Source organism: Bacillus cereus group sp. RP37 (genome assembly GCF_040459695.1).
Classification (GTDB): Bacteria; Bacillota; Bacilli; order Bacillales; family Bacillaceae_G; genus Bacillus_A.
The window spans coordinates 2983337-3007982 of record NZ_JARVHP010000001.1 but is presented as its reverse complement, the minus strand read 5'-3'; the positions used below and the strand labels follow the sequence as shown (position 1 = coordinate 3007982).

Here is a 24646-nt window from a genome sequence, read left to right as displayed (position 1 = left end):
TCGAATGCAACTGAACCATAAATTAATTTCTTTTGTAAATATGGAACAATCTCATTACTTACACTGTCAATTAAGCGTTACAACATTTTTTATTTAATATAGCAAGAAAGGAATAAATATTTTTAACTAAGGGAGAAGATTGAATTGAAAAAATTATGGATGTTGGTTTTCTTTTGTTTTGCAGTTATGTTGGTAGGATGTAATAAAAACGAACCGCCAAAACAAACATTTGAAGAATATATCAATTTATGGAATGATAAAAAATTTGCAAATATGTATGATTATTTATCAGATCATGCAAAAAAAACGATTTCTAAAAAAGAATTTACAGAAAAATATCAAAAAATCTATGAAGGTATTGGCGTTAAGAATTTAAAAGTTAAAACGAAAGGAGAGAATGCTAAAGATAAAGAACTTTTTCTTTTTGAAGTTAAGATGGATACGGATGGAGGAACAGCTTCATTTATCCATGAAGCAAAACTTGTGAAAGAAAAAGAATCTTGGAAAATAGATTGGACACCAGATTTCATTTTTCCAGGTATGAAAAAAGATTACAAGGTACGTATGCAAACAGAACAAGGAAAACGTGGAGAAATATACGATCGAAATGGGAAAGGTCTAGCAACGAATGGTAAAGCGACTGAGGTTGGAATTATTCCGGAGAAACTAGGCGAAACGGCAGCACAAACAAAAGAAATAGTAGCACAGTTACTGGATATGTCTACAGAAGAGGTCGATCAGAAGCTTTCAGCGAAATGGATAAAACCAGACTCCTTTGTACCAATTGGTATATTAAAAGAGGGAACTAGACAGAATGATTATATTGAATTAGAAGGAGTTTCATCTCGTCCAGTAAATATTCGTACGTATCCATTAGGAGAAGCAGCGGCACACTTAACAGGATATATAGGAAAGGTGAATGCAGAGGAGTTAAAATCGCTTCAAAAAAAAGGTTATCATGCAGATGATTTAGTGGGTAAGACCGGTTTAGAGAAAGTATTAGAGAATAAATTACGTGGTGAAAAGGGTGGACGCGTATTTATGGAAGATGAGAACGGGAAAGAGATTAAAAACATAGCAAAAAAAGAAGCAAAAGCTGGGGAAAATGTTACGTTAACAATTGATGCTGCAATTCAAGAAAAAATCTTTAATGAGATGAAAAATGAAGCAGGATCTAGTGCAGCGGTCAATCCGAAAACGGGTGAAACAATTGCACTTGTAAGTAGCCCTGCTTATAATCCAAATATAATAGTTAGAGGAGCATCAAAAGCCCAACGAGAAGCATGGAATAACGACTCGAAACTACCAATGATGAATCGTTTCACACAAGCATTTGTACCAGGTTCCGTATTTAAAACGATTACAGGTGCAATTGGTTTGGAAACAAACACAATAAATCCAAAGGAAGAATTTAAAATTCAAGGATTAAAGTGGACAAAAGATTCATCTTGGGGAAATTATTATGTAACACGTGTGAAGGATGCAAGTCCAATTGATTTTGACAAGGCAATGAAGTACTCTGATAATATTTATTTTGCTCAACAAGCTTTGAAAATGGGAAAAGATCAGTATGTAAACGAATTTAAGAAATACGGATTTCATGAAAAATTACCAATTGAATATGAATTTCCTATTTCAATCATTGCAAGAGACGGGATAAAAAATGATATTCAACTAGCAGACACGGGATACGGACAAGGACAAGTATTAATGACACCACTTCATTTAGCATTAACATATGTACCGATTGTGAATGAAGGGAATATTCCGTCGCCTCATCTTTTAAAAGAAGCAAAAGTAGCGGGGAATTGGAAAGAAAATGTGGTTTCTAAAAAGAATCAAGAGATATTAAAGAGTGCCTTAATAAAAGTCATTAATGACCCTGATGGTGCGGGTAGAATTGCTAAGGTTGATGGTGTAACTCTTGCTGGTAAAACAGGTACAGCAGAATTGAAAGAATCGAAAGAGGCAGACGGAAAAGAACTTGGATGGTTTGCGGCTTTTGATGCAAATGAGCCAGACATGATTGTAACCATGATGATTGAAGATGTAAAAGGAAGAGGGGGGAGTAACGTTCCAGGCGAAAAAGTAAAACACGTTTTTCAGAAATAATACGTAACTATAAGGTGAAATCTTTTACTACATTCATTGTTTGCTTAACACGAAGGTATAAATTGAGCAAAACAAAGAGCAATTAAGTTTTAAAAAAGCATTCTCCTTAATCGAGAATGCTTTTTTGTTGTGGCTGAATAAAGTTGATACCTCATCTTTATTTTCATTTTTGAAAAGTTGGTATTGCTAATAGTAAATAGAAGAGTAAAACATATTGAAAGGGACAAGTTTAAAAACTGTAACAAAACAGTTATGTAGTAAAACATAAATAGAGCACACAAATAAGTATGCTCTAAGAAAAAAGGTGGTACAAGTGAAGTGTTGCGTGAAATGCACAAATAATAATCAGATTTTTTATGAGTGTATTTTTAATATTGTATGCTTTACTTGTTTTTTAGGAGCCTGTCATGTAAGAGAATGTGTAGGTGATTATTTTATGAAAGTAATTGCACACCTTTACATTTTTAGGAGGATGTTTCTATCAAAAAAGATAAACAATGGAACAAATGAAACTTGTATCTTGTCTATATATTGAAACCATAATAAAAGTGAGGGCAGTTTTATGTTTATTCAAATAAGTTTGAGGTGTGGAAATGGAACAGACGTTTATTGAAAAGTGTAATCATGATGAGCTGGACGATATTATAAAAGACTATTGGCAAGATGTATGGAATTATTCATTTATTATTACGAAAGATCCACACTTATCAGATGATATCACGCAAGATGTATTTATAAAGGTATTTAAAAATTGGAATTCATTTCGAAAGGAGTCATCTATTAAAACGTGGATATTAAAAATTACAAGAAATACGGCAATAAACTATTTGAAATCCTCTTATTTTAAAAGGATATCTTTAATAGGATTTTTTAATGACGATAAGCAATCGCAGTCGGCAGAACAAGAATTTTTTAAGCAAGAAGAAATGAATGATGTGTGGAAGGTTGTATTAAAACTACCTAAAAAGCATCGTGAAATAATAATATTGGATGCAAAATATGAATTATCTTATGAAGAAATGGCTGAAACGTTAGGAGTTTCCATTGGAACTGTGAAATCTAGATTAAGTAGAGCAAGAAGTAAGGTTTCAAAATTAATAGGGGAGGGTAGTAGTGATGAAAAATAAAAAAAATCCTGACTGGTATAGTAAATTAAAAAACGGCCCAATGGAACAACGTAAAGATGAAAAAGAATATATTTATAAAATAAAGCAATCTATATACGAAAGTAATGAGGTAGATTCTTCAAAACAGACAAGACCATTTCGTAAAAAAGCATTGCCAATTGTAGTGGTTTTAGCTTGTACATTTTTATTTTTTATTGTTCAACAACCTTGGATTGATGATAATAAATCACCGGTACAAAGTAGTACTCAAATTAAGCCTAAAACAAAAGATGAGTCTGCTCAAGATCCATCATTAAAACAATTTATGAATGAACTATATCAAAGTACAAGTTCAAAAAATGAAAATGAGCTGTACAAAGCGCTAAATGATGAAGTTCTATTTAAAGGGAAGAGTTATAAGAAGGATGAAATGAAGTTTGATGAAGATATTTTTCATGAGTTGCAAGTCGCTCTTACAATGGGAGGAGAGTTTGCAAATGATACAAAGCAAGTATACAAAGTACCAAGTGGATTGACAGAAAGTAACCAACCAAAGCAAGCGCATTTTATATATGCAACTGTTATTGGAAATAAAACGAAAATTTTAGGTGAACCAAAGCGAGAATCGCAAGTTTTATATGAAGTATCTAATGAAATGGTCAAAGCTTGGATTCCAGAAAAAGTGCAGAATGATGGATATATAAAAATATCGACAATTAACGGTAATACTGGATATGTACAAAAAGAGTATGTATTAACTGATATTAAATATTCATTTATGTTCGAAAAGAATAATGAAGGTATATGGAAAATTATTAATATAGATTCTATATGGTAAAAGAGGAAGGTTCACTTTAATGAACCTTCCTCTTTGTTTTTATTCTCTTTTTGAAGAGTATTCCAAGACTCTAAAATTTCTGATGTAACGAGAGCAGCAATGTTTTTTTCTGAATTACTACCAGGAATAACGACAGAAACGGCAATCTGTGGATCTTTGGTAGGAGCATATGCAATGAAAAGAGAATGATTGATTACTCTTTCTTGTTCATTTGGAGAACCGGTTATACCCGTTTTACCTGCGACATCAAAGGGCAATTTTTTAATCTCCTCTATATTTTGACTCATTCCACCTTGCACGACACTCCAAAAGTTCATTGGATAACGATTTGAACTTTCTAAAATTGGTTTAAACTTTTTTGTTTCCTGACCATCTTGAGCAATAACAGCACTTACGATTTGAGGTTTATATTTATCACCTTTACTTGCCAAAGTTGCTGCATATTGAGCAAGTTGAAGAGGAGTATGCACTTCATTTCCTCCCCAAGAGGCATTTAATAAAGCGGAGATTCCATTTTCAAACTTATTAGAAGGATGGAATTCATATTGTCCGTCTTCTTCAAAGGGTAAATCAATCCCAGTTTTAGAACGAAGGCCAAATTGCTTTAAATACTCTGTCCATATATGTGCCACTTTTTCTATATTCCCATTATTTTGGTTGAATAAGGGCAAAGCTACTTTTGCTGTCATAAATGTGTTAGATGAATTAATGATAGCCTGCCTCGGTGTAATCTCACCTGTTGGCGTTCCAGGTGCATTCGTAATGTTATTTTGATTATCATACTGAAAAGTACCCTTATCTAAATAAGTATCTTCAGGTTGAAAAAGCTTTTCGTTTAATCCAATTAAAATAGTAAGTGGCTTTATAGTAGAAGCCATATTTACATAAGATTCACCATACTTTAATTTTTGAATTGCTTTATTTTGCGAAAGTGATTTTATGTTTTCTATTTTAGGTGATACATGTGTATGTAATATATTTGGATCAAAAACTGCCGAGTTGGCCATAGTTAAAATTGCGCCAGTTTTTACATCGCTCACTACAGCATAACCAGCTTTAGCATCAGGTGTTTTCTTAATTTGAGATCTTAATGCTTCCTCTGTTTTTTGCTGCAACTTAGAATCTAAAGCTAGCCGGACATCTTTTCCATTTTGTACTTTTCGGATGTTCCAAAAGAACTTTTTATTATTCATTTTAAAAATTAGAGTTTTTCCTGGTTTTCCTTTTAAATCATTTTCATATTGCAACTCGATCCCGCTTTTTCCAGCGGGCATATGCTTTGAATTAAGCTCATTTTCCACATACCCAATTACTTGTGAACCAGTTTCATGTTTAGGATAATATCGAATCAATTCATCTTTGATTATTACATTATTGGGTTTGTTTTTGTTTATGAATGCAAGTTCATTCTCAGTTATGTCAGAGTATAACGGTATATCATTCATAGTCTTATTTTTACAAGATTGTTGTAATTGCGATTTTATAGTCTCTGTAGAAATGTCATGTTGAAACTCGTTTGAAAATTGATTGAAAAAAGCTAATGTGTTTGATGTATCTTGATTCGATAAATTTTCATAATTAGAAGTGCAATAAAGAGACTTAACTTTCTTATTTGTAGCTAGTATTACACCATTTTGATCAAAAATTTTTCCTCTTTCAGCTGAAGAAGTTGCGATAGTAATTGAAATGAAGTTGATTTTTAATAAAATTAGTAAAATCAAACCTAAAATAGAAAGAACCGCAAAAAATCTCCATCTTTTTGTATGTAACATATAACCCTCCCTTATGTAGCCTATTTCATCTTATAGTTAATTATTTTTTTTGTAAATGTGGAACAACTTTATTGTTTAGGTTGTCTATTAAGTATTACAGCATGAAGAAAGGAACCATCAGTATGAAAATTTACTAGCAAGTCTATATGTAAGTTTAATAAGAGTCATTATACAGTGTAGCATTTCTAATGCAAGAGACAAAAAAATAGAGAGAAAACAGAAAGGGAGAGTTATGAGTTACGTAGCTAAACGAAAAGGAATGGATGCTTACAAGGAGTAGGCAAAAAATTGAGACGATATTTATAACCGGTCATCGGTATCTAATATAAAAGGAATGCTTTTAGTATTTGCAGTAATTCCTGAAAGGATTAAATGGAGGATTTATGAAAGAACAAAAAGGAAAGAAGCAGAAGACATATATATCTATTCGATTAAATATAATGTTCCTTTGCATATTTTTACTATTCGCAGTTATTATTATGCAGCTAGGAAAAGTGCAAATCGTAGAGGGAGAGGCTTATAAGAATCAAGTGGAAAGCAGTCAAAATGCAATAACTAGTATTCCAGTTCCGCGTGGACAAATACTAGATCGAGAAGGGAAAACAGTTGTTAATAATAAGTCTCTTCGCACAATTACGTATACAAGGGTGAAGGGGGTTACGAGTGACGATATTTTAAAAACAGCAAAAGATTTAGCGAAAGTACTTGAAATGCCCGAACAAGATATAAATAAATTAACAGATATCGATAAAAAAGATTTTTGGATGCAGTTGAATACGAAACGTGCTGATACAAAGATTACTAAAAAAGATATAGAAAAGTTAAAAGATAAGGGAATAGAGGGAAAAGAGTTAGATAAAAAAATTGAAGACTTAAGACGAAGTCGCGTTACAGAAGCTGAATTGGCAGAATTAACAACACAAGATTTAAAGGTGTTAGCTATTAAAAGTAAAATGAGTTCAGGTTATCAACTAACACCACAAATTATAAAAAAAGATGTAACAGATCAAGAGTATGCGCGAATAAGTGAAAATCTTGCGGAGTTTCCAGGGGTAGATGCAACAGTTGATTGGGAACGTAATTATGTAAACGGTAATTTATTTCGTTCCGTATTAGGAAATATTACGAGTAGCGAAGAAGGTTTACCAAAAGAAAATTTAGATTCTTATTTGGTACGTGGATATAACCGTAATGATCGTGTCGGAAAAAGTTATATTGAACAACGATATGAAGATGTATTACACGGTACAAAAGAAGAAGTGAAAAACATTACTGATAAATCAGGAAACATTATAAACACAGAAGTAATTTCTAAAGGGAAAAGTGGAAATAGTTTAACATTAACGATTGATATGGAATTACAAAAGAAAGTGGAAGAAAGTATAGAGAAAAACTTGAGAGCTTTTAAGAGTTCAGAGCCACTGTTGGACCGAGCTTTTGTCGTCATGACGAATCCAAATAATGGACAGATTTTGTCCATGGCAGGCAAAAAGATTGTAGAAAAAGAAGGGAAAATAGAGATTGAGGATTTGGCATTAGGCAACATGACAACTTCGTATGAGCTAGGGTCAGCTGTAAAAGGTGCTACTTTATTAACTGGATATGAGACAGGGGCAATACATCCAGGAGATCAATTTTATGATGCACCTATGAAGTTTAAAGGTACACAAGCTAAGAAATCATGGAATGTATCCGGATTTGGTAATATTAATGATTTACGAGCTCTACAAGTATCTTCGAATGTATACATGTTCCAGACAGCTTTAAAAATTGCGGGAGTTAATTACGTACCAAATGGCTCATTGGATATTAAACAAGGAGCATTTGATACGATGCGTTATTATTTCAAGCAATTTGGTTTAGGTGTCCCAACAGGTATTGATTTACCGAATGAAATAATTGGACAAACTAGAAAAGTAGATAGTCAACCTGGTTTTTTACTAGACTTTTCTATTGGTCAGTATGATACGTATACGCCGTTGCAATTGGCGCAATATATTTCAACGATTGCTAATGGCGGTTATAGAATGCAACCACAAATTGTACAAGAAATACGAGAACAATCAATAAAAGAAGAGGTTGGCAAAGTTATACGCTCCATAGAGCCTGTCGTATTAAATCGAATTGATATGAAGACAGAACATATTGATCGGATAAAAGAAGGGTTTAGATGGGTATTCCAAGAAGGTGATGGAACTGGCGTGAAGCATTTCAAAAATGCTTCATACAAACCAGCAGGAAAGACAGGGACAGCTCAAACTGTATATGGTGGAGATGATCCAATTGGTAGAAATGCAAAAGGAGAACGTATGGAATGTTACAACTTAACATTAGTTGGATATGCTCCATATGATAATCCAGAAGTGGCATTTTCTATTGTAGTCCCATGGCTTCATGATGATAAAAGTGGAATTAATTCTATAATTGGAAAGGAAGTTTTAGATGTATACTTTGATTTAAAACAGCAACGTATACATGGTGAAGCTGCTAGTACAGATAGTTCTAATCAAAATTAGTAAAATGTGAGTACTTTTCTTAGGGGAAGTGACCCTGTTTATATAAAAGCCTTTATAAGTTAAAGGAAGATTTGAAATGAAAGATAGCAGCTATCATAGTTGCTATCTCTTATTTTGTTTATAACACCGATATTAGTTATAAAGTTTTTTTAGTTTATGGAACAAACTTGTTTCGGTGATTGTCTATTATGTGTAAGTAAAAAAAGTGTTAAGAACTTGAAAGGAATGATGATTTTGAAAAACAATAGGATGCTAAAAATAGGTATATGCGTTGGTATATTAGGTTTAAGCCTTACAACCCTAGAAGCTTTTACAGGAGGGGCACTGCAAGTTGAAGCGAAAGAAAAGAAAGGACAAGTGAAACATAAACATCAGGCGACGCATAAAGAATTCTCTCAACTTGAGAAAAAATTTGATGCTCGATTAGGTGTATATGCGATTGATACTGGTACAAATCAAACAATCTCTTATCGACCTAACGAAAGGTTTGCCTTTGCTTCAACCTACAAGGCTTTAGCGGCAGGGGTATTACTACAGCAAAACTCAATTGATACATTAAATGAAGTTATCAAATTTACGAAAGAGGACTTAGTGGATTATTCACCTGTTACAGAGAAACATGTAGATACTGGAATGACACTAGGAGAAATCGCTGAGGCTGCTGTTCGTTACAGTGATAATACTGCAGGGAACATTTTATTCCATAAAATAGGCGGACCGAAAGGCTATGAAAAAGCGCTTAGACAGATGGGGGATCGGGTTACTATGTCTGATCGCTTTGAAACAGAGTTAAACGAAGCTATTCCAGGCGACATTCGTGACACTAGTACAGCGAAAGCAATTGCTACGAATCTTAAAGCTTTTACGGTCGGAAATGCGCTTCCAGATCATAAACGTCAAGTTCTTACAGAGTGGATGAAAGGAAATGCTACAGGAGACAAACTTATTCGTGCAGGCATGCCAACTGACTGGATAGTTGGGGATAAATCAGGAGCTGGAAGTTACGGGACACGAAATGATATTGCTATCGTTTGGCCGCCAAATAGAGCACCTATTATCATCGCAGTTTTATCCAGTAAAGAAGAGAAAGAGGCTACCTATGATAATCAACTAATTGCAGAAGCAGCTGAAATGATAGTTAAGGCTCTTAAATGATAATTTCTCAATTCTTTATGTAACGTAATTGAAAATATGAACCTAGAAAGCGATTCTTTTCATGTGAAAAGAATCGCTTTTTCGTATTTCTATAATGAATAGTAAGTATATAAGTAAAAAATTTTATTACATAGACATTCTATCCCCTAGAGTGCATTAGGGGAGTTTTCTCCTGTGGTGTTCGTAGTAACAATATTATTATTTATACGATAATAATATTGTTGGCGTATGTATGCTAGTTACTCCTAGATGGATATGTAATTTTACATATCCATCTAAAAGACACATATGCGTCAATTACTATTAAATTATATTAAAATTATTTTTGGATGAGGGATTGATATAGGTTTTGGTGAATAAAAGGATTTTTATGTTTAATTATCATAGTATAATTATTTCACTTTATGAAATGAAATTTGGATTTAACTTTTTTAAATATAATATTTTATAATTTGAATAATAAATATCTGAAAAATCAAATTTAATAAAAGCGATTTTCTGGTTTACTTATGAAAAACATAGTGTTTAAAATGAGGGGGAAGTAAGGCCCTTATATTCTTTCAAAAATAAATAAAAAACGAGATGGAATTACTTTTTTGAAAAAATCTCTATCCTCAAGTATGTGTGAAGAAATCCTAACGTTAGGTTGTACAACATTTACGATTAAAACTGTAAAAAACAATAGTGAAGAGGTGTACGGAATGAAGAATAAAATTATGACAGGATTTTTAATAACATCAATCGTTACTGGAGCGACTATTCCTATCAATACTCTCGCAACGCCAACCGTTCAGGCAGAAACGAAACAAGAAAATATAGATATTTCCTCAGCATTACGAAAAATAGGTGCACACTCCAAATTAACACAAACCTTTATAGATGGAGCCTTAGCAAGTCCGAATGTGCAACTTGAAGAAGTTCCATCTTTAAATACAACTCAATTTCTAATTAAACAAGATATGAAAGAGTGGTCCTCAGAACTATATCCAAAATTAATTCTACTAAATTCAAAAAGTAAAGGATTTGCAACCAAATTTAATAGCTATTATCCAACATTAAAAGGATTTGTAGATAATAAGGAAGATAAAGAAGGGTTTTTAGATAGACTGGAAGTTCTTCAAGATATGACTATAACAAACCAAGAAAACGTGCAACGTCAGATTAATGAGTTAACAGATCTTAAACTACAGGTAGATAAGAAACTGAAAAATCTTGATACAGATGTGATAAAAGCACAGAGTGTACTTAGTTCAGAGGGAACAGGAAAAATAGACAAGTTAAAAAATGAAATGCTAAATACAAAAAAATCAATTCAAAATGATTTACAGCAAATAGCATTATTACCAGGAGCTTTAAATGAACAAGGGCTAAAGGTATTCCAAGAAATTTATAGTCTATCAAAAGATATCATTGAACCGGCTGCTCAAACCGCAGTAGTGGCGTATAACAAAGGAAAAGAAATAAACAATGCTATTGTAGAAGCAGAGAAGAAAGCAGAGCAAGAAGCAACAGAAAAGGGAAAATCAGTTATAGAAATTGAAGCTGCCAAAAAAGAAGCACGTGAAGCAATAGAGAAAAGTAAAAAAGGTGAAATTGCTGCAGCTGCAGTTACAAAAACGAAAGAGTATGATCTTATGAAAGTGATTGATCCTGAAAAAATTAAAAAAACATATAGTACCTTTGCCGAAATTAATAAACTAACAGCAGAGCAAAGAGCATATTTAAATGATTTAGAGAAACAAAATCAAAAATTATATGACTTAACAACTAAATTAACAGTAGCAGATTTACAAAAATCAATGATTCTTTTCATGCAAAATGATTTGCATACATTTGCTAATCAAGTCGATGGAGAGATTGAGCTAATGAAACGTTATAAAGAGGATTTGAATCTAATAAATAATAGTATTACAAAATTATCGAATGAAGTTGATACGAATAACACTCAGTCTCAAAAAGATACATTAAGACGACTAAAGAATGTAACAAATCAACTCGAAGAACAATTTAATAAATTTTGATATTAAGAAATTAGGTTTAACAAAAAATTATAATGCAACTGAAAATAAGGAGGAGAATCAAATAATGAAATTTCCATTTAAGGTCATAACTTTGGCCACTTTAGCAACGGTTATAACTGCTACGAATGGTAGTACTATTCATGCACTTGCACAAGAACAGACAGCACAAGAACAGCAAATAGAAAATTATGCGTTAGGACCTGAAGGGTTAAAGAAAGTGTTGGCTGAAACAGGCTCTCATATTCTTGTAATGGATTTGTACGCAAAAACAATGATTAAGCAACCGAATGTAAATTTATCCAACATTGAATTAGGTTCAGGAGGGGGAGAATTAATCAAAAACATTCACCTGAATCAGGAACTGTCACGAATCAATGCAAATTACTGGTTAGATACAGCGAAGCCAAACATTCAAAAGACAGCACGTAATATTGTGAATTATGATGAACAATTTCAAAATTATTACGACACACTAGTAGATACTGTAAAAAAGAAAGATAAGGCAGGCCTCAAAGAAGGAATAGGGGATTTAATCGGTACAATTCATACAAATTCAAATGAAGTTACGGAAGTTATTAAGATGTTAGAAGCTTTCAAAACAAAGTTGTATACGAATACTGTAGATTTTAAAAATAATGTTGGAAGTCCAGATGGACAAGGGGGATTAACGGCTATATTAGCGGGAAAACAAGCACTAGTCCCACAACTTCAGGCCGAAATTGAGAATTTACGTTCTACGCAGAAAGCACATTTTGATAATGTATTAGCCTGGTCAATTGGTGGTGGATTAGGAGCAGCTATTTTAGTTATTGGAACGATTGCAGGAGCGGTAGTAATTGTTGTGACCGGTGGCACAGCGACACCAGCTGTTGTTGGTGGTCTAACAGCTCTAGGGGCAGCTGGTATCGGTTTAGGAACAGCAGCTGGTGTTGCGGCATCTAATCATATGAACTCTTATAATGAAATTTCTAATAAAATCGGAGAATTAAGTATGAAAGCCGATCTTGCTAACCAAGCAGTTATTTCACTTACTAATACAAAAGACACGTTGACATATTTGTATCAAACAGTGGATCAAGCAATCATGTCTCTAACGAATATTCAGCAACAATGGAATACGATGGGAGCGAATTATAAAGATCTATATGATAATATCGACCAAATGCAAGAACATAAACTTTCTTTAATACCTGATGATTTAAAGGCTGCAAAACAAAGTTGGAATGATATTCATAAGGATGCAGAATTCATTTCAAAAGACATTGCTTTTAAACAAGAAAAAACAAATTAAAAATCAATATATATGTATAGGAGGAATTAAAATGAACATAAACTTTCCTTATAAACTACTTGCTGTATCGACGTTTTTAACTGTGACAACAACTACTGTAGTTTCTCCAGTGGCAGCCTTCGCAAGTGAAAGTAAAATGGAACAAACTAGTACCGAAGATATATCTCTTTCTGTAAACAGCGAAAAGATGAAAAAAGCTTTGCAAGATGCTGGGGTATTTGCAAAATCTATGAATGATTACTCTTATTTGTTAATTAAAAACCCAGATGTTAACTTTGAAGGAATTGACATTAAAGGATATACAAATCTACCTAGTCAAATTCTACAAGATCAAAAGAATGCAAGAGAGCATGCTACGAAATGGGATTCACACATAAAAAAACAACTTTTAGATACACTGACGGGGATTGTAGAGTATGATACTAAATTCGACAATTATTATGACACATTAGTAGAAGCGATTAATGAAGGGGATGCAGACACATTAAAAGAAGGCATTACAGATTTACAAGGTGAGATTAAACAAAATCAAGCGTATACACAGAATTTAATACAAGAACTAGCTAAGTTAAGAGATAGTATTGGAGAAGATGTCCGGGCATTTGGAGGTCATAAAGATATTTTGCATTCGATTCTGAAAAACCAAGCATCTGGAATTGATGAAGATGAAAAGCGCTTAAATGAAGTTTTAGAGCAAGTTAGACATTTTAAACAAGTAGAATCAGATGGAATAATAACTGTATCAATTCCCTCAATTCCTACGTGGATTGCTGGTGGTGTAATGATAGGGGTAGCAAGAAATAATTTAGGTACGTTAGAGCCGTTGTTAGCACAATTACGTCAGACTATAGATTATAAAGTAACATTAAATCGTGTAGTTGGTGTTGCGTATAATAATATTAATGAAATGCACAATGCGATTGGATCGGCTATTAATGCACTTACCTATATGTCTGCACAATGGCATGATTTAGATTCTCAATATTCGGGAGTGCTTAGTCATATTGATAAAGCATCCCAAAAAGCGGATCAAAATAAATTCAAATTCCTAAAACCTAATTTGAATGCAGCGAAAGATAGTTGGAAAACATTGAGAGCGGATGCGTTTACATTAAAAGAAGGGATAAAAACATTAAAAATGGATCCTGTTTCTTCAAAAAAATAGCGGAATACGGTATTTGTTGCAAGGGCATTTATACAGTTATAAAATGATTTTTTGTTCTTTATAAATTGAAAAGACGGAGGTATAATCAGGCCTCTGTCTTTTGTTTTATTGAAATATTTTTATAATTCCATCCTATATGTAGAAAGTAGTTATACAAGTTTGAATTTTTAAGGTGAATGATTTTTATGAATTTTTCCGTAAAACCTAATCTATGATTAGTGAGCTTTATATTCTTATTTTCCTAATTGAATACTTTTATACAATTAGATGGAAGTTAAGAATACTAAATCAAAACATAATAGGTTGTTATTGATGAGTTTATCGTAAAGTTGTTATTTTATGTGTCATCAAATAACATTTATAAACAATTAGAAATAAAGAAAAGGAGACTATTATGAGAAAAAATAGAGTATTAGATACAACATAAATAGCGTAAATAGTTTTTGATGTAAAAACATGATAAATAAAATAATAGTCCTTACATGTACTAAGGGAAAATGAGGGAGATAATATGGGGAATAACTCAAAATATAAAACTAGAAAAATACTTGCAGCTACTGCTACAGTAACTATGCTTACGACTGGAATGGTTTCTTCATCAGATGTCTTTGCAGAGGAAACAAAGCAGCAAAAAAAAATATCGACATCATTGCAAGAGGAAAAGTCAGTTAAATCAGAAAACAGAATATATACAGTCCCAGGAAAAGGGGATGTTGAGATACTGAAACAACAGGAAAGAAAAAGTATGGCATTTAGTCCATATGAACCCACTGGTTTATATGCAAAGCCAAATGAACAAATAACGATTAATGTAGAAGGAAATCAAAATATTCAAGCATACATTGGAACGTATTCGTATGATGCTTCTTGGAGAGAAGATTCTAAAATAAAATCATTTACATTAAAACCTGGTATAAACACAATCCAATCTCCAAATGGGGGGATGATTTATTTTTATAATAAACAACAAGGTGGCACTATTCGAACAACAGTCACAATGGGTGGAGCGACTACTCCTTTCTTTGAACTAGGCAAACATACGAAACAAGATTTAATAAACATGCTGGACCAATATCCAAATGCACATGCAGTGGAGTTAAAAGGAGAACGTGTATTAATTACGGCCAGCCCGGCACGTGTTAAGAAATATTTGTTAGGTTCTAATACAGATCCTGTACAACTCTTAAAAAAGATGGATGAAGCTACTCGAATTCAAGACAAAGTAGCTGGATTATCTGAAGAACAAGCAGATAAACATTATATTCATTACGTAGAAGAAAATCATTCTCCTGATTATTATATGTATGCAACTTCTTATCGAACCGCATATGTGGGAGACGCAATCCAATACGTGTTAGATATTAATAAATTTATAAAAGATGGTTGGGGTCCATGGCATGAGGCAGGGCATTTGAGACAGCAATCACCTTGGAAGTTTTATAATATGACAGAAGTACAAAATAATATTTACAGCCTTTCTGTAGAAAAAGCATTTACATCTAATCAACCTTTTAGATTGCAACAAGAGGGTGCTTATACTAAGGCATTTCAATACTTAGAACAATCTAATAAAAATTATGATGAAATTAGTGATGCTTTTGTTAAGCTTGTTATGCTTTGGCAACTACAATTAGCATATGGAGAAGACTTCTATCCTAAACTGCATCAATTGTATAGAGATATGCCTTCTGATGAACTTCCACAAACAGATGAAAATAAAAAACAATTATTTATGATCTCAGCATCAAAAGTAGCCAAACAAAATTTGATGCCTTTCTTTGAGAAGTGGGGATTACGTCCAAATAATGATACCATTCAAAATGTGGCTGCATTAGGATATCCAATTTTAACAGCAGAGATTTGGAAGGGGACGGATTCTAATCCGATTAAACCAGATGTGCCTAATGCAAATAATATTTTAGAAGGAAAACAGTTTGCATGGTCAATGAAAGGGATTAGTGATTTCGAGTTTGCTAAAATCAATTTCAATAAGTCAGCAGAAGAAATGCAAGTGGACTTAAAAGCAGGAATACCGCATCACTATTTTAATGAAACATATGCGAGTATTAAAGTACAAAATGCATCAGGCAAAGTAGTATACAATAAAGACATTTATGGAAACAAACAACAAAATGCTGAATCGCAAAAAGTTCCAGTTAAAGTAGGGGATTATATTGAGTTAACACATCTAGAAGGTGTGCATAGAGCTACTTTAACAAATGTAGATAACATTAAACAAGAAAGCTTTGGAAAAAAAGCAATATACGAAGTTACAAAAGAAGGCTTGAAAAAAGTAGAAAAAATGCCAGAAGTAACAATTTTAGATGGAAATCAATTTGCATGGTCACTAAAAGGAATTAGTGATTTCGAGTTTGCTAAAATCAATTTCAATAAGTCAGCAGAAGAAATGCAAGTGGACTTAAAAGCAGGCGTACCGCATCATTATTTTAATGAAACATATGCGAATATTAAAGTACAAAATGCATCAGGCAAAGTAGTATACAAGAAAGACATTTATGGAAACAAACAACAAAATGCTGAATCGCAAAAAGTCCCAGTTAAAGTAGGAGATTATATTGAGTTAACACATCTAGAAGGTGTGCATAGAGCTACTTTAACAAATGTAGATAATAGTAAACAAGAAAGCTTTGGAAAAACAGCAATGTACAAAGTTACAAAAGAAGGTCTGAAGAAAGTAGAAAAAATGCCAGAAACAACGGTTTTAGACGGAAATCAATTTAGTTGGTCTTTAAAAGGATATAGTGATAGAGAAATTACAAAAGTAAATTATAATAGGGTAACAGAAAAAATGCAGGTGGATTTAGAAGCAGGCGTACCACATTCTTATTTTAATAATACGTATGCGAGTATCAAAGTACAGAATTCATCCGGTAGTGTTGTGTACAATAAGGAAATAGTAGGAAATAGACAGCAAACTGTTGAAAGCCAAACTGTGCCAGTCAAAGTGGGAGATTATATCGAGTTTACCCATATAGAAGGGGAAGCAGTAAATGAAAAGACACGGGCTACACTTACTAACCTTGAGAATAATAAACAAGAATATATAGGCAAAAAAAGAATCTATCAAGTTACTTCAACGGGATTAAACAAAATAGATTAACATGAAAAACATTCAAATTATTAGTTAGATGCTTGATAGTCGTTCATTATGAACGGCTATTTAGCATTTATTTAATATAATGTGAAATTAATTTTAAAAATATGTTTGAGGACTGAATGATGTTTAGGTGCTATAGATTTGAGAAAAAAGAAACAGAATAATAAGGTATTTGTTGATAAAGACCCTCTCTTGTTACAATATTTTACATATTTAGTATGATGTATATGAGTGCTATATATTAAGGTAGGAATGGGAATGAAGAGGTTCATAACTCATGCAAATGGTAATAAGATCTTTAAAAAGTTAGTTTTAATGGTGTTACCAATGGTTCTAATGATAATGACATGTTTAGTTAATAATAATGCATAATAAAATAAAGGATTAAGTACTTAAGACAAGTGTATATTTAGGTACAAAAAGGACTACAAGTAATTGTCAGTCCTTTTTGTATGTTAAATAAGTAACTGCTGTAGATGTAATAAGAAGAAAAAGAACCCTATAGGGTTCTTTTTCAAGGCATATTAACTGTAAGGAAAATCATGAAATGTTACTTCAAATCTTTATTAGGGGAAAGATTTTGAAAAAGCTTAACATACATCTATTTTTACATAAATGTAAGATATAGTAAATCGATAATGTTTATACTTACTATTATTAATATTCAATTAAAATGGTTAACACTATGTGTATAGTGTTAATAGGTGTTTAGTGCAGTATACATTTAGAAATCTAATAATAGCCCCAAGTTGGTTATATATGTCCAATCTTAGATTTAAAAGAACCTAAATTAATGATAGATGCAATCTGGGAACGTCTCGGAAGAAGTGCAATCTATAACGAAATTTATGGAGGCTCTTCGAAAGAAGCTTATAAAGAAGTTAGCTGTGTTATCAGTCGTTTAGAAGAAAATAAAATGAAAGAACTTATTCATGAAATTGATGAAAATGCCTTTGTAACTGTATATGATGTTGCGGAAGTAAAAGGTGGAAACTTTAAAAAGCATGATATCCATTAAGAGTAATAACCAAGTTAAATATTCTATATAAAGTTGATTATTGAAAAAGATGAAAACCCTCATCACATATAGATAGAAATCTGATACGTAATAAAGGGGACAACAGTAAGGCATAAGGGCAGTATTTTTTTGCTTTTTAATAATAAATCATTATTTCTTGTAGCTTTTTATGGATATGATATCTGATAATAATTAGTTATTGATATAGAAAAGAAAGAGATTTGAAATAATCTAAAGGGATAAGTAATAAAATTCCATTGTTATTAGTATAGGATATTTAAACTAAAAATGATTTATTAAAGCCACATTAAACGAAAACATTATGCACAAATATGCTGATATGTATCTATTCTATCAAGGTATATAAAACCAAAACCAAGATATTCGTACGACCTCAAAAAGCCGAAATTCCTTCACTTAGGAATTTCGGCTTTGATGCTATGTCATGGAGTTGCAATTGGAATGGAATCTGGCATATATACTGCACCAGAATTATAAGTTCTTCAGTTCCTTAAATTAGAAACTTGTACTTGATTACCGTAGTTGAATTGTTGCCCTTTTAAAAGAACCGAAAAATTTTTCTTTGAGTTAGCGTCTTTTACATAATAATTATTGAGGAAAGGAAATTCGACTGAGAAAAGCTGTCAAATAAAAGAATAGGCTAATCTAATTTCTAATGGTCCCAGTATCTTTTATTTTGACGTGTGTCTTTACATTTATTTTAGCCTCTGCTAACGCTTGCAACCAATCTCCTTTTACTTTTTTCCACTCATTATATTGAAAGGCTCTAGCATATAGGGATAATCCGATTGGATCAATTTTGTTCTGCTGTATTTCATTTATTATATTTTGTAAATTATTATTAATTTCTTTTTGAATAGTCCTTTTTAAACTATTTATATTTTTTTTATTATCATAGTGACCCTTAATTAAATTCGCATTGGTTTTTTCTATTAAAGCTACATTAGCATATATATCGAGATCAAATACAAATTTTCCGTTTTGAAAATTAACATCTACCTTTCTTGTCGCGTTCTGTACGAAGATAGAAGTGTTTATTTTTTTGTTGGACTTTTTAGGGGGAAGCGCAAGGTGTAGTATCATTCGCCCGCTACTTTTTTGCTTATTTATAAGATTGAAAAATTTAACATCTTTTTTAGGAATTTGAGTTAAATATTTCCCTTTTCGATTTAAAAATGCAATTCCTACTGTGTCGATTTCATTCTTTGTTTTTTTGATAATTGGAACAGTTTGCGTCATTCCTTCTTCATTTTGTTCTCTCATTAATTGTTGAATTGTAGAAGAGACGGATTGGTTATTTTGAATTGACGATTCGATTACACCATTTATATAAGATGAAAGTGATGGTTTACTAGGCTTCTGAATTTTAAAAACTTCTTCTGCAGGTCCATCTACAAGTACTACTTTAGCATTAATGGTAGCGTAAGGATCACGGTAAGAAGAATCAAGCTCCTGCAACCAATTTGCTTCTTGCGCTAATTTTTTCCCAATTAAAATGATTTCAGCCTTGGAAGCTGTCATAAAGCCCGTTAACTTCGTATCTATCTTACTGAATCCAGTATATACAGTTGATGCTTGTGTCCAATGTTCTATAGTACTTTTGGGCTGTTTATGATGAAAGAGTGGTATACTTGTTCCAACTTTTATGTCTCCATTAGGGGTTCTATCCAAGCCAATTAACAGTATTAATGAAACCTTCTCAAGAGGAATTCTTTGACTGCAACCAATTATATATATACAACAAATCACAATCCATATCCATTTTCGAATCAAAGTTGTTTCCTCCTAGTAATCCAAGTGAAAAGAATACTGTAAGCGAAAAATAAAATTGGTAATAGAATAAAGAAAACGACATTTAAGATGTCCATAAGAGAATATATAAACAAATATTGATCCACATCGGGATTTAGGAAAATAAATAGGCCAACTATAAATAACATAAAAGCAAGCAGCGCCCAATTGCGGGCGTTTTTTTGAAGTGAAATGGTCACAGATTCAAAACTGAAAAATAAATACGGATATATCGTAGTAGAGAATACAATTAAATAGTAAGCGATATATATAATTTCTAATCGTTCTATGAAAGAAAAACGAACTCCTTTTAACAGATGAAATACTGGCCAGATTACGTCTTTTATCCCCTCTGGACTAAAGTATATATAAGAAAGAATAGTCACATATAGATAGAAAAACATGGTTCCGGTATTCGCAATTAGTAGTCCTTTTATGGCTTTTTGTTTTTTTTGTAAAAACGGGTATATATAATATGCAAGTTCTAAGCCAGCATAAGGAGTGATGGTTTCTTTTGTTGCCTTTACAATAGGGTATAATCCATCTTTAACAATAGGTAGTAGGTGTAAAGGGTTGTAGTTAGTCTGTAGTGAAAAAAGAAGAAATAGTGGCATCCAAGTAGTGAAGAAGAAAACAAGCATAGAATAACTAGTAAGAGCCCTTAACCCACTCAGGGCTAAAATAATAAAAGGCAATAGTAATAATATGGTGATTTGATAAGCAGGAGTGGAAGGGAATATCCACACTTTTACAATATCGGTTGCCTTTAATAAAGTATTAAAGCCAGCAAAGAATAGATAAAAGGCATATAAAAGAAAAAGAATTGTCCCTATCCATTTACCAAAGTATGTTTTTAAGATTTGTGAGAAATTTTTGTTAGGGTTTTTTTGTAACATTAATATAATAAATACGCCGATTATAGAAGTAGTTATCCATCCAAGTATGATAGAAATCCAGCCATCTGTGCCAGCCGTAGTAGCAAGTGGGCTTGGCATAATTAACATACCTGATGCAAGTTGCAGTGAATGAATGAAAATAATAAATTCGAATAAAGTTATGTTTTGGAATTTAAGATTCCCCATGCGAACCACCTTCTTTTTTCTTTTTTTGTTTCGGCTGTCCTGTACTCGAGCGGGTGGTAATCATAGAAATAGGAAATCTTACAAAAGAATCTTTTAATTCATTGAGTCGAAAGGGCGCGATTGGCAATCCGTATGGTGAGCCATAGGAAGTTAATGAAACAAAATGAGCAAATAAGAGCATTAATCCACTAACAATCCCTACAATCCCATAAAAGTATGCCAATAACATCATTGGAAAACGAATAAGGCGTATAGAACTTGATAAATCATAATTAGAAACAATAAATGATGCAATGGCTGTAATAGATACGATAATAACCATAACGTTACTTACAAGACCAGCTTGAACAGCCGCCTGTCCAATTACAATCCCTCCAACAATTCCTATGGTTTGTCCAATGGGTTGTGGTAAGCGAATGCCAGCTTCACGTAGCATTTCTAGTGTAATTTCCATTATAAAAGCTTCCAATAAGGGGGAGAAAGGGACTTTGACTCTTGATGTTGCAATAGAAGTGTATAAGTCTATAGGAATGATTTCAAAGTGAAAAGAGACTATAGCAATATAAAATGCCGGTAAAAAAATAGCTATAATAAATCCTGCAAATCGTAATAAGCGAAAAAATGATGCAATGAGCCAATGGATATTATAATCATCTGGAGTTTGAAAAAATCCAATTAAATTCATTGGAACAATCATTGCACCAGGGGATCTATCCATTAACACTGCTACTTTCCCATCAAGAATATGATTTGAAATTGCATCTGGGCGTTCGCTTAAATAAGCTTGTGGAAAAGGAGTCCAATTTTGATCTTTTGTATAATTAGATAGTTCTCCAATGCTCAATACCGCATCCGTATTAATTCTACAGATTCTAGTTTCTATTTCTTGGACTACATCTGCGTTTGCTACATCACCTAAGTAAATTAAATAGACTACTGAAGTTGCTCGTTCGCCAATTGTCAGCTTTTTGATCTTTAACTCTGTTGAAGGAAGATATCGACGAATTAAGCCTATATTTTTTGTGGCATTCTCAATAAATCCATCATGTGAGCCTTTAATAGTAACTTCTGAGATGGGTTCTTGAATTGCTCTTTCTGCCCAGCCTTTTGTATTTATTAGAAGTGAGCGCTTTTCTCCTTCCATAAATAGAACACATTGACCCTCAAGTAATCCTTCTTTAATGTCATTCCATGTATATACTATTTTGGTATGAGTAGCAATAATATTAGAATTAAATATTTGGCTGTCCTCATTTACTTTTTGTAATAATGGTGTAACAACATTGCCTTTTAAAGCGACACCATCTGTAAGGCCTTCAAAATAATATAGTAAAATATTCGTGTTTGTTTTTAATTGCAAAGGATGTTCGATTAAATCTGCACTAATATCAAAGATATTATCTAATGTATTTTTAAGCTCTTCTAAGTTACTTGTTTGGATCTTTTCAATGTTTTTATCTGATTTAATTTCTAAGGTCTCTTCATTTAAGGACAAAATTGACACCTCTTTAATATATAACGATTAGTTGTATTTATTATTTTTATATGATGGAATTTTATTCACAAATTTAAACAAATTGGGAATGGAAGTTAATAATTAAGAGCAAAAAAGTAGAGGTAATTTGTGTGAAAATATAAGTATCAAGATAGAATTTGAATGATTATACAAAAAAGAGCCCTGGATAGGCTCTTTTTCATAGTTGGTAAATATGTAGTCAACAATAGAGGGAAATTAAGGTAGTAATTTAGATGTCTTTAAGTTAATCAGCTGAATTTTGTAGGAAGAATTCTTTTTTATACTTTAATGCTCGATTAAAAAGGACATTACATTTATTTGGGTGTTCTAGTGTATTTGAACTTTGCATGCTAACAATTTTTGTTTAGGGACAAAATGTTTTTTCTGAATTGACAGAAATATTAAAGCGCAAAATTCCTATTGATTATTTTGGTAGGTATCAAATATTTCTTTGGCCTTATTTTCTTGATGTTACCGTACGTTTATATGTTTCTATGGGAAAGAAATATTTTCATTTTTATAACCCTCTATTGTTTGATTAAGATAGTAACATGAAAATGAAACGTTTACAACCAGAAAATAAAGAAAAAATATTAAAATGCGACTTTTTTCGACAACTTTTTTGTGTTTATATAATATTTTTATAGGAAAAGGTGGAGGGAAACGTACCTTTTCCTATAAATTTTTTGTAGGAATTAGAAATAACTAAAGTAGCAATAATAGCCTAAAATTAAAATGAAATTCAATGAATTTGAACCTAAAGTCATGAAAACTATTGATAACGTTACCATTGAATTTTTGAACTGTAAGAGTTTTAAAAGTATAGTCAAACTTTAGTCCATTTTGCGTTTCTTCCTTTTGAAACTAGCTTAATATGCCCAAATAATTGCAATGAATTTAAAGCCTTACTGATGGTACTCTCTGCAATGTCTGGATAAGTGTTACGAATACTTTCCTTAGTAAAGGGTTGTTTTTGTTTAAGTATAAAATCCTGGATTCTCTCAACTTTAGTATGTTTACATATAGAATCTAGAACTGTGTTATGAAGATCTTTGTAAGCCTCTAATATAATTGTTAAAAACGTTTTTAACCAAAAGCTATTATTATGTTCCTCGCAGTACCAATTCACCGAAGATTTATAAATCGAATTGTAATAATCAGATTCATGTTTCTTAATATATTTATCCAAACATACATATTTTACAAATGTATGTCCACTCTTAATTAACAGCAATTGCATTAACATAAATGCCAGCCTGTTATTACCTTGATTGAAAGGGACTATGCAATAAAAATTTAATATAAAACGAGCTATTAATAAAAGTGAATGTAGCCCCTTACTAGTATTTAATGAGTTGTATTGATCACATAATTGCTCCATAAACTGTGGAATAAGTTCATGCGGAAGAATGCGGTAACTATTCAAGTGCATTCCATGTTCTGGAATTCCTGGAATAATAAAAGGTTTTTCACGCCATTTGGCACTGTCCGAGGTAATGTAATGTATTAGTTGAAAATGCAATTCCTGTATAGTTGCTGGATTAATTAATAAAGTACAGGAGTTTTTATGTACAAAAGAAAGTGTTTGATAATAACAAAAAATAGCATCTTCTGAAATATTTTGAGGTACTATATCATCTAAAATAAGCTCTTTTAATCTTTTATTAGGAACTTTTACATCTTCATAAATAGTTGTGAAATTTTTTATGTAATGTAGTGGTATAGTTTTTTCTAAATTATTAAATATGTCAGGGTTTTGTTCCTGATAAGCAGCTAATTTTCCTTTGAACTCGCTAATGTCACTTATTAAATTTATTAACCTCCTTTTTAATTCAATATTTTTATACTTATCATCAAAAAAGTCTCTCATTTTTGTTCCCCCTGTAACCCCTTAACACGTTGTTGCATGTATCTTTCCATTCTAAAGGTATTCCACGACATCATTGTAAAATAACGACATTTTTGTTCTGATTTTGATCGTGTTTCAGAATCTATATTTTTATTTGGTATTTAAAATATAGAAATTATAAAGAAGAATCGTTAGGATTCAATTTTAATAGGCATAATCCTAACATCAAATGTACAAATGTACAATAAAAAAATAAAAAATATAAAACTATCGAC

Annotated in this window: 14 protein-coding genes and 2 pseudogenes; 11 read left to right on the top strand and 5 right to left on the bottom strand. The window is 32.0% G+C overall.

Annotated features, from left to right (window positions below; genetic code table 11):
- Positions 1-144 precede the first annotated feature (144 nt).
- From QCI44_RS16015 to QCI44_RS16005, 3 genes are all read left to right on the top strand, one after another.
- The gene (locus tag QCI44_RS16015; RefSeq protein ID WP_353811318.1) at positions 145-2112 is read left to right on the top strand and encodes a penicillin-binding transpeptidase domain-containing protein; all 1968 of its coding nucleotides are present in this window, start codon (positions 145-147) and stop codon (positions 2110-2112) included.
- A 593-nt stretch (positions 2113-2705) separates the two neighbouring features.
- Entirely contained in the window at positions 2706-3239 is a 534-nt protein-coding gene (locus QCI44_RS16010; RefSeq protein ID WP_016087832.1) for an RNA polymerase sigma factor, read from the top strand.
- Complete coding sequence (locus tag QCI44_RS16005; RefSeq protein WP_016134515.1) at positions 3229-4056, top strand: hypothetical protein; 828 nt, start codon at positions 3229-3231, stop codon at positions 4054-4056. Before QCI44_RS16010 ends, QCI44_RS16005 begins: the two co-directional genes overlap by 11 nt.
- Positions 4057-4067: 11 nt before the next feature.
- On the opposite strand, the gene QCI44_RS16000 is transcribed toward QCI44_RS16005, so the two are convergent.
- Positions 4068-5828 (bottom strand): peptidoglycan D,D-transpeptidase FtsI family protein, encoded by a 1761-nt coding sequence (locus tag QCI44_RS16000; protein WP_016134516.1) that lies wholly within the window; start codon positions 5826-5828, stop codon positions 4068-4070.
- Between the two features lie 383 nt (positions 5829-6211).
- Between QCI44_RS16000 and QCI44_RS15995 the strand changes: the two genes are divergently transcribed.
- From QCI44_RS15995 to QCI44_RS15965, 8 genes and pseudogenes are all read left to right on the top strand, one after another.
- Positions 6212-8344, top strand: a complete 2133-nt coding sequence (locus tag QCI44_RS15995) for a peptidoglycan D,D-transpeptidase FtsI family protein (RefSeq protein ID WP_016134517.1) — start codon at positions 6212-6214, stop codon at positions 8342-8344.
- Positions 8345-8572: 228 nt separating this feature from the next.
- The gene (bla, locus tag QCI44_RS15990; RefSeq protein ID WP_033659838.1) at positions 8573-9499 is read left to right on the top strand and encodes a class A beta-lactamase Bla1; all 927 of its coding nucleotides are present in this window, start codon (positions 8573-8575) and stop codon (positions 9497-9499) included.
- A 701-nt stretch (positions 9500-10200) separates the two neighbouring features.
- Positions 10201-11520, top strand: coding sequence for a hemolysin BL lytic component L2 (hblC, locus tag QCI44_RS15985; RefSeq protein WP_033659840.1), 1320 nt, complete (start codon positions 10201-10203; stop codon positions 11518-11520).
- Between the two features lie 61 nt (positions 11521-11581).
- The gene (gene hblD, locus QCI44_RS15980) at positions 11582-12811 is read left to right on the top strand and encodes a hemolysin BL lytic component L1 (protein ID WP_080117974.1); all 1230 of its coding nucleotides are present in this window, start codon (positions 11582-11584) and stop codon (positions 12809-12811) included.
- 31 nt (positions 12812-12842) lie between these two features.
- On the top strand, positions 12843-13976 hold the full coding sequence (hblA, locus tag QCI44_RS15975) for a hemolysin BL binding component B (protein WP_016087825.1): 1134 nt from the start codon (positions 12843-12845) through the stop codon (positions 13974-13976).
- Positions 13977-14487: 511 nt separating this feature from the next.
- Complete coding sequence (locus QCI44_RS15970; protein ID WP_353811317.1) at positions 14488-17097, top strand: putative mucin/carbohydrate-binding domain-containing protein; 2610 nt, start codon at positions 14488-14490, stop codon at positions 17095-17097.
- Between the two features lie 255 nt (positions 17098-17352).
- A pseudogene (locus QCI44_RS30645) lies at positions 17353-17463 on the top strand (fascin domain-containing protein); the annotation flags it as partial.
- A 409-nt stretch (positions 17464-17872) separates the two neighbouring features.
- Positions 17873-18112, top strand: a pseudogene (locus QCI44_RS15965) (DUF2179 domain-containing protein); the annotation flags it as partial.
- Positions 18113-18778: 666 nt separating this feature from the next.
- Here the strand turns inward: QCI44_RS15965 and QCI44_RS15960 are convergent.
- The 4 genes from QCI44_RS15960 to QCI44_RS15945 all read right to left on the bottom strand — a co-directional run bounded on the left by QCI44_RS15960 (position 18779) and on the right by QCI44_RS15945 (position 24392).
- Positions 18779-19906, bottom strand: a complete 1128-nt coding sequence (locus tag QCI44_RS15960) for a Ger(x)C family spore germination protein (protein ID WP_016087819.1) — start codon at positions 19904-19906, stop codon at positions 18779-18781.
- Positions 19903-21006 carry a GerAB/ArcD/ProY family transporter gene (locus QCI44_RS15955; RefSeq protein ID WP_016087818.1) on the bottom strand — a complete coding sequence of 368 codons (1104 nt, stop codon included), beginning with the start codon at positions 21004-21006 and terminating at the stop codon, positions 19903-19905. Before QCI44_RS15955 ends, QCI44_RS15960 begins: the two co-directional genes overlap by 4 nt.
- Positions 20993-22501 carry a spore germination protein gene (locus tag QCI44_RS15950; RefSeq protein WP_016087817.1) on the bottom strand — a complete coding sequence of 503 codons (1509 nt, stop codon included), beginning with the start codon at positions 22499-22501 and terminating at the stop codon, positions 20993-20995. Before QCI44_RS15950 ends, QCI44_RS15955 begins: the two co-directional genes overlap by 14 nt.
- An 847-nt stretch (positions 22502-23348) precedes the next feature.
- Entirely contained in the window at positions 23349-24392 is a 1044-nt protein-coding gene (locus QCI44_RS15945) for a Fic family protein (protein WP_016087816.1), read from the bottom strand.
- Positions 24393-24646 lie beyond the last annotated feature (254 nt).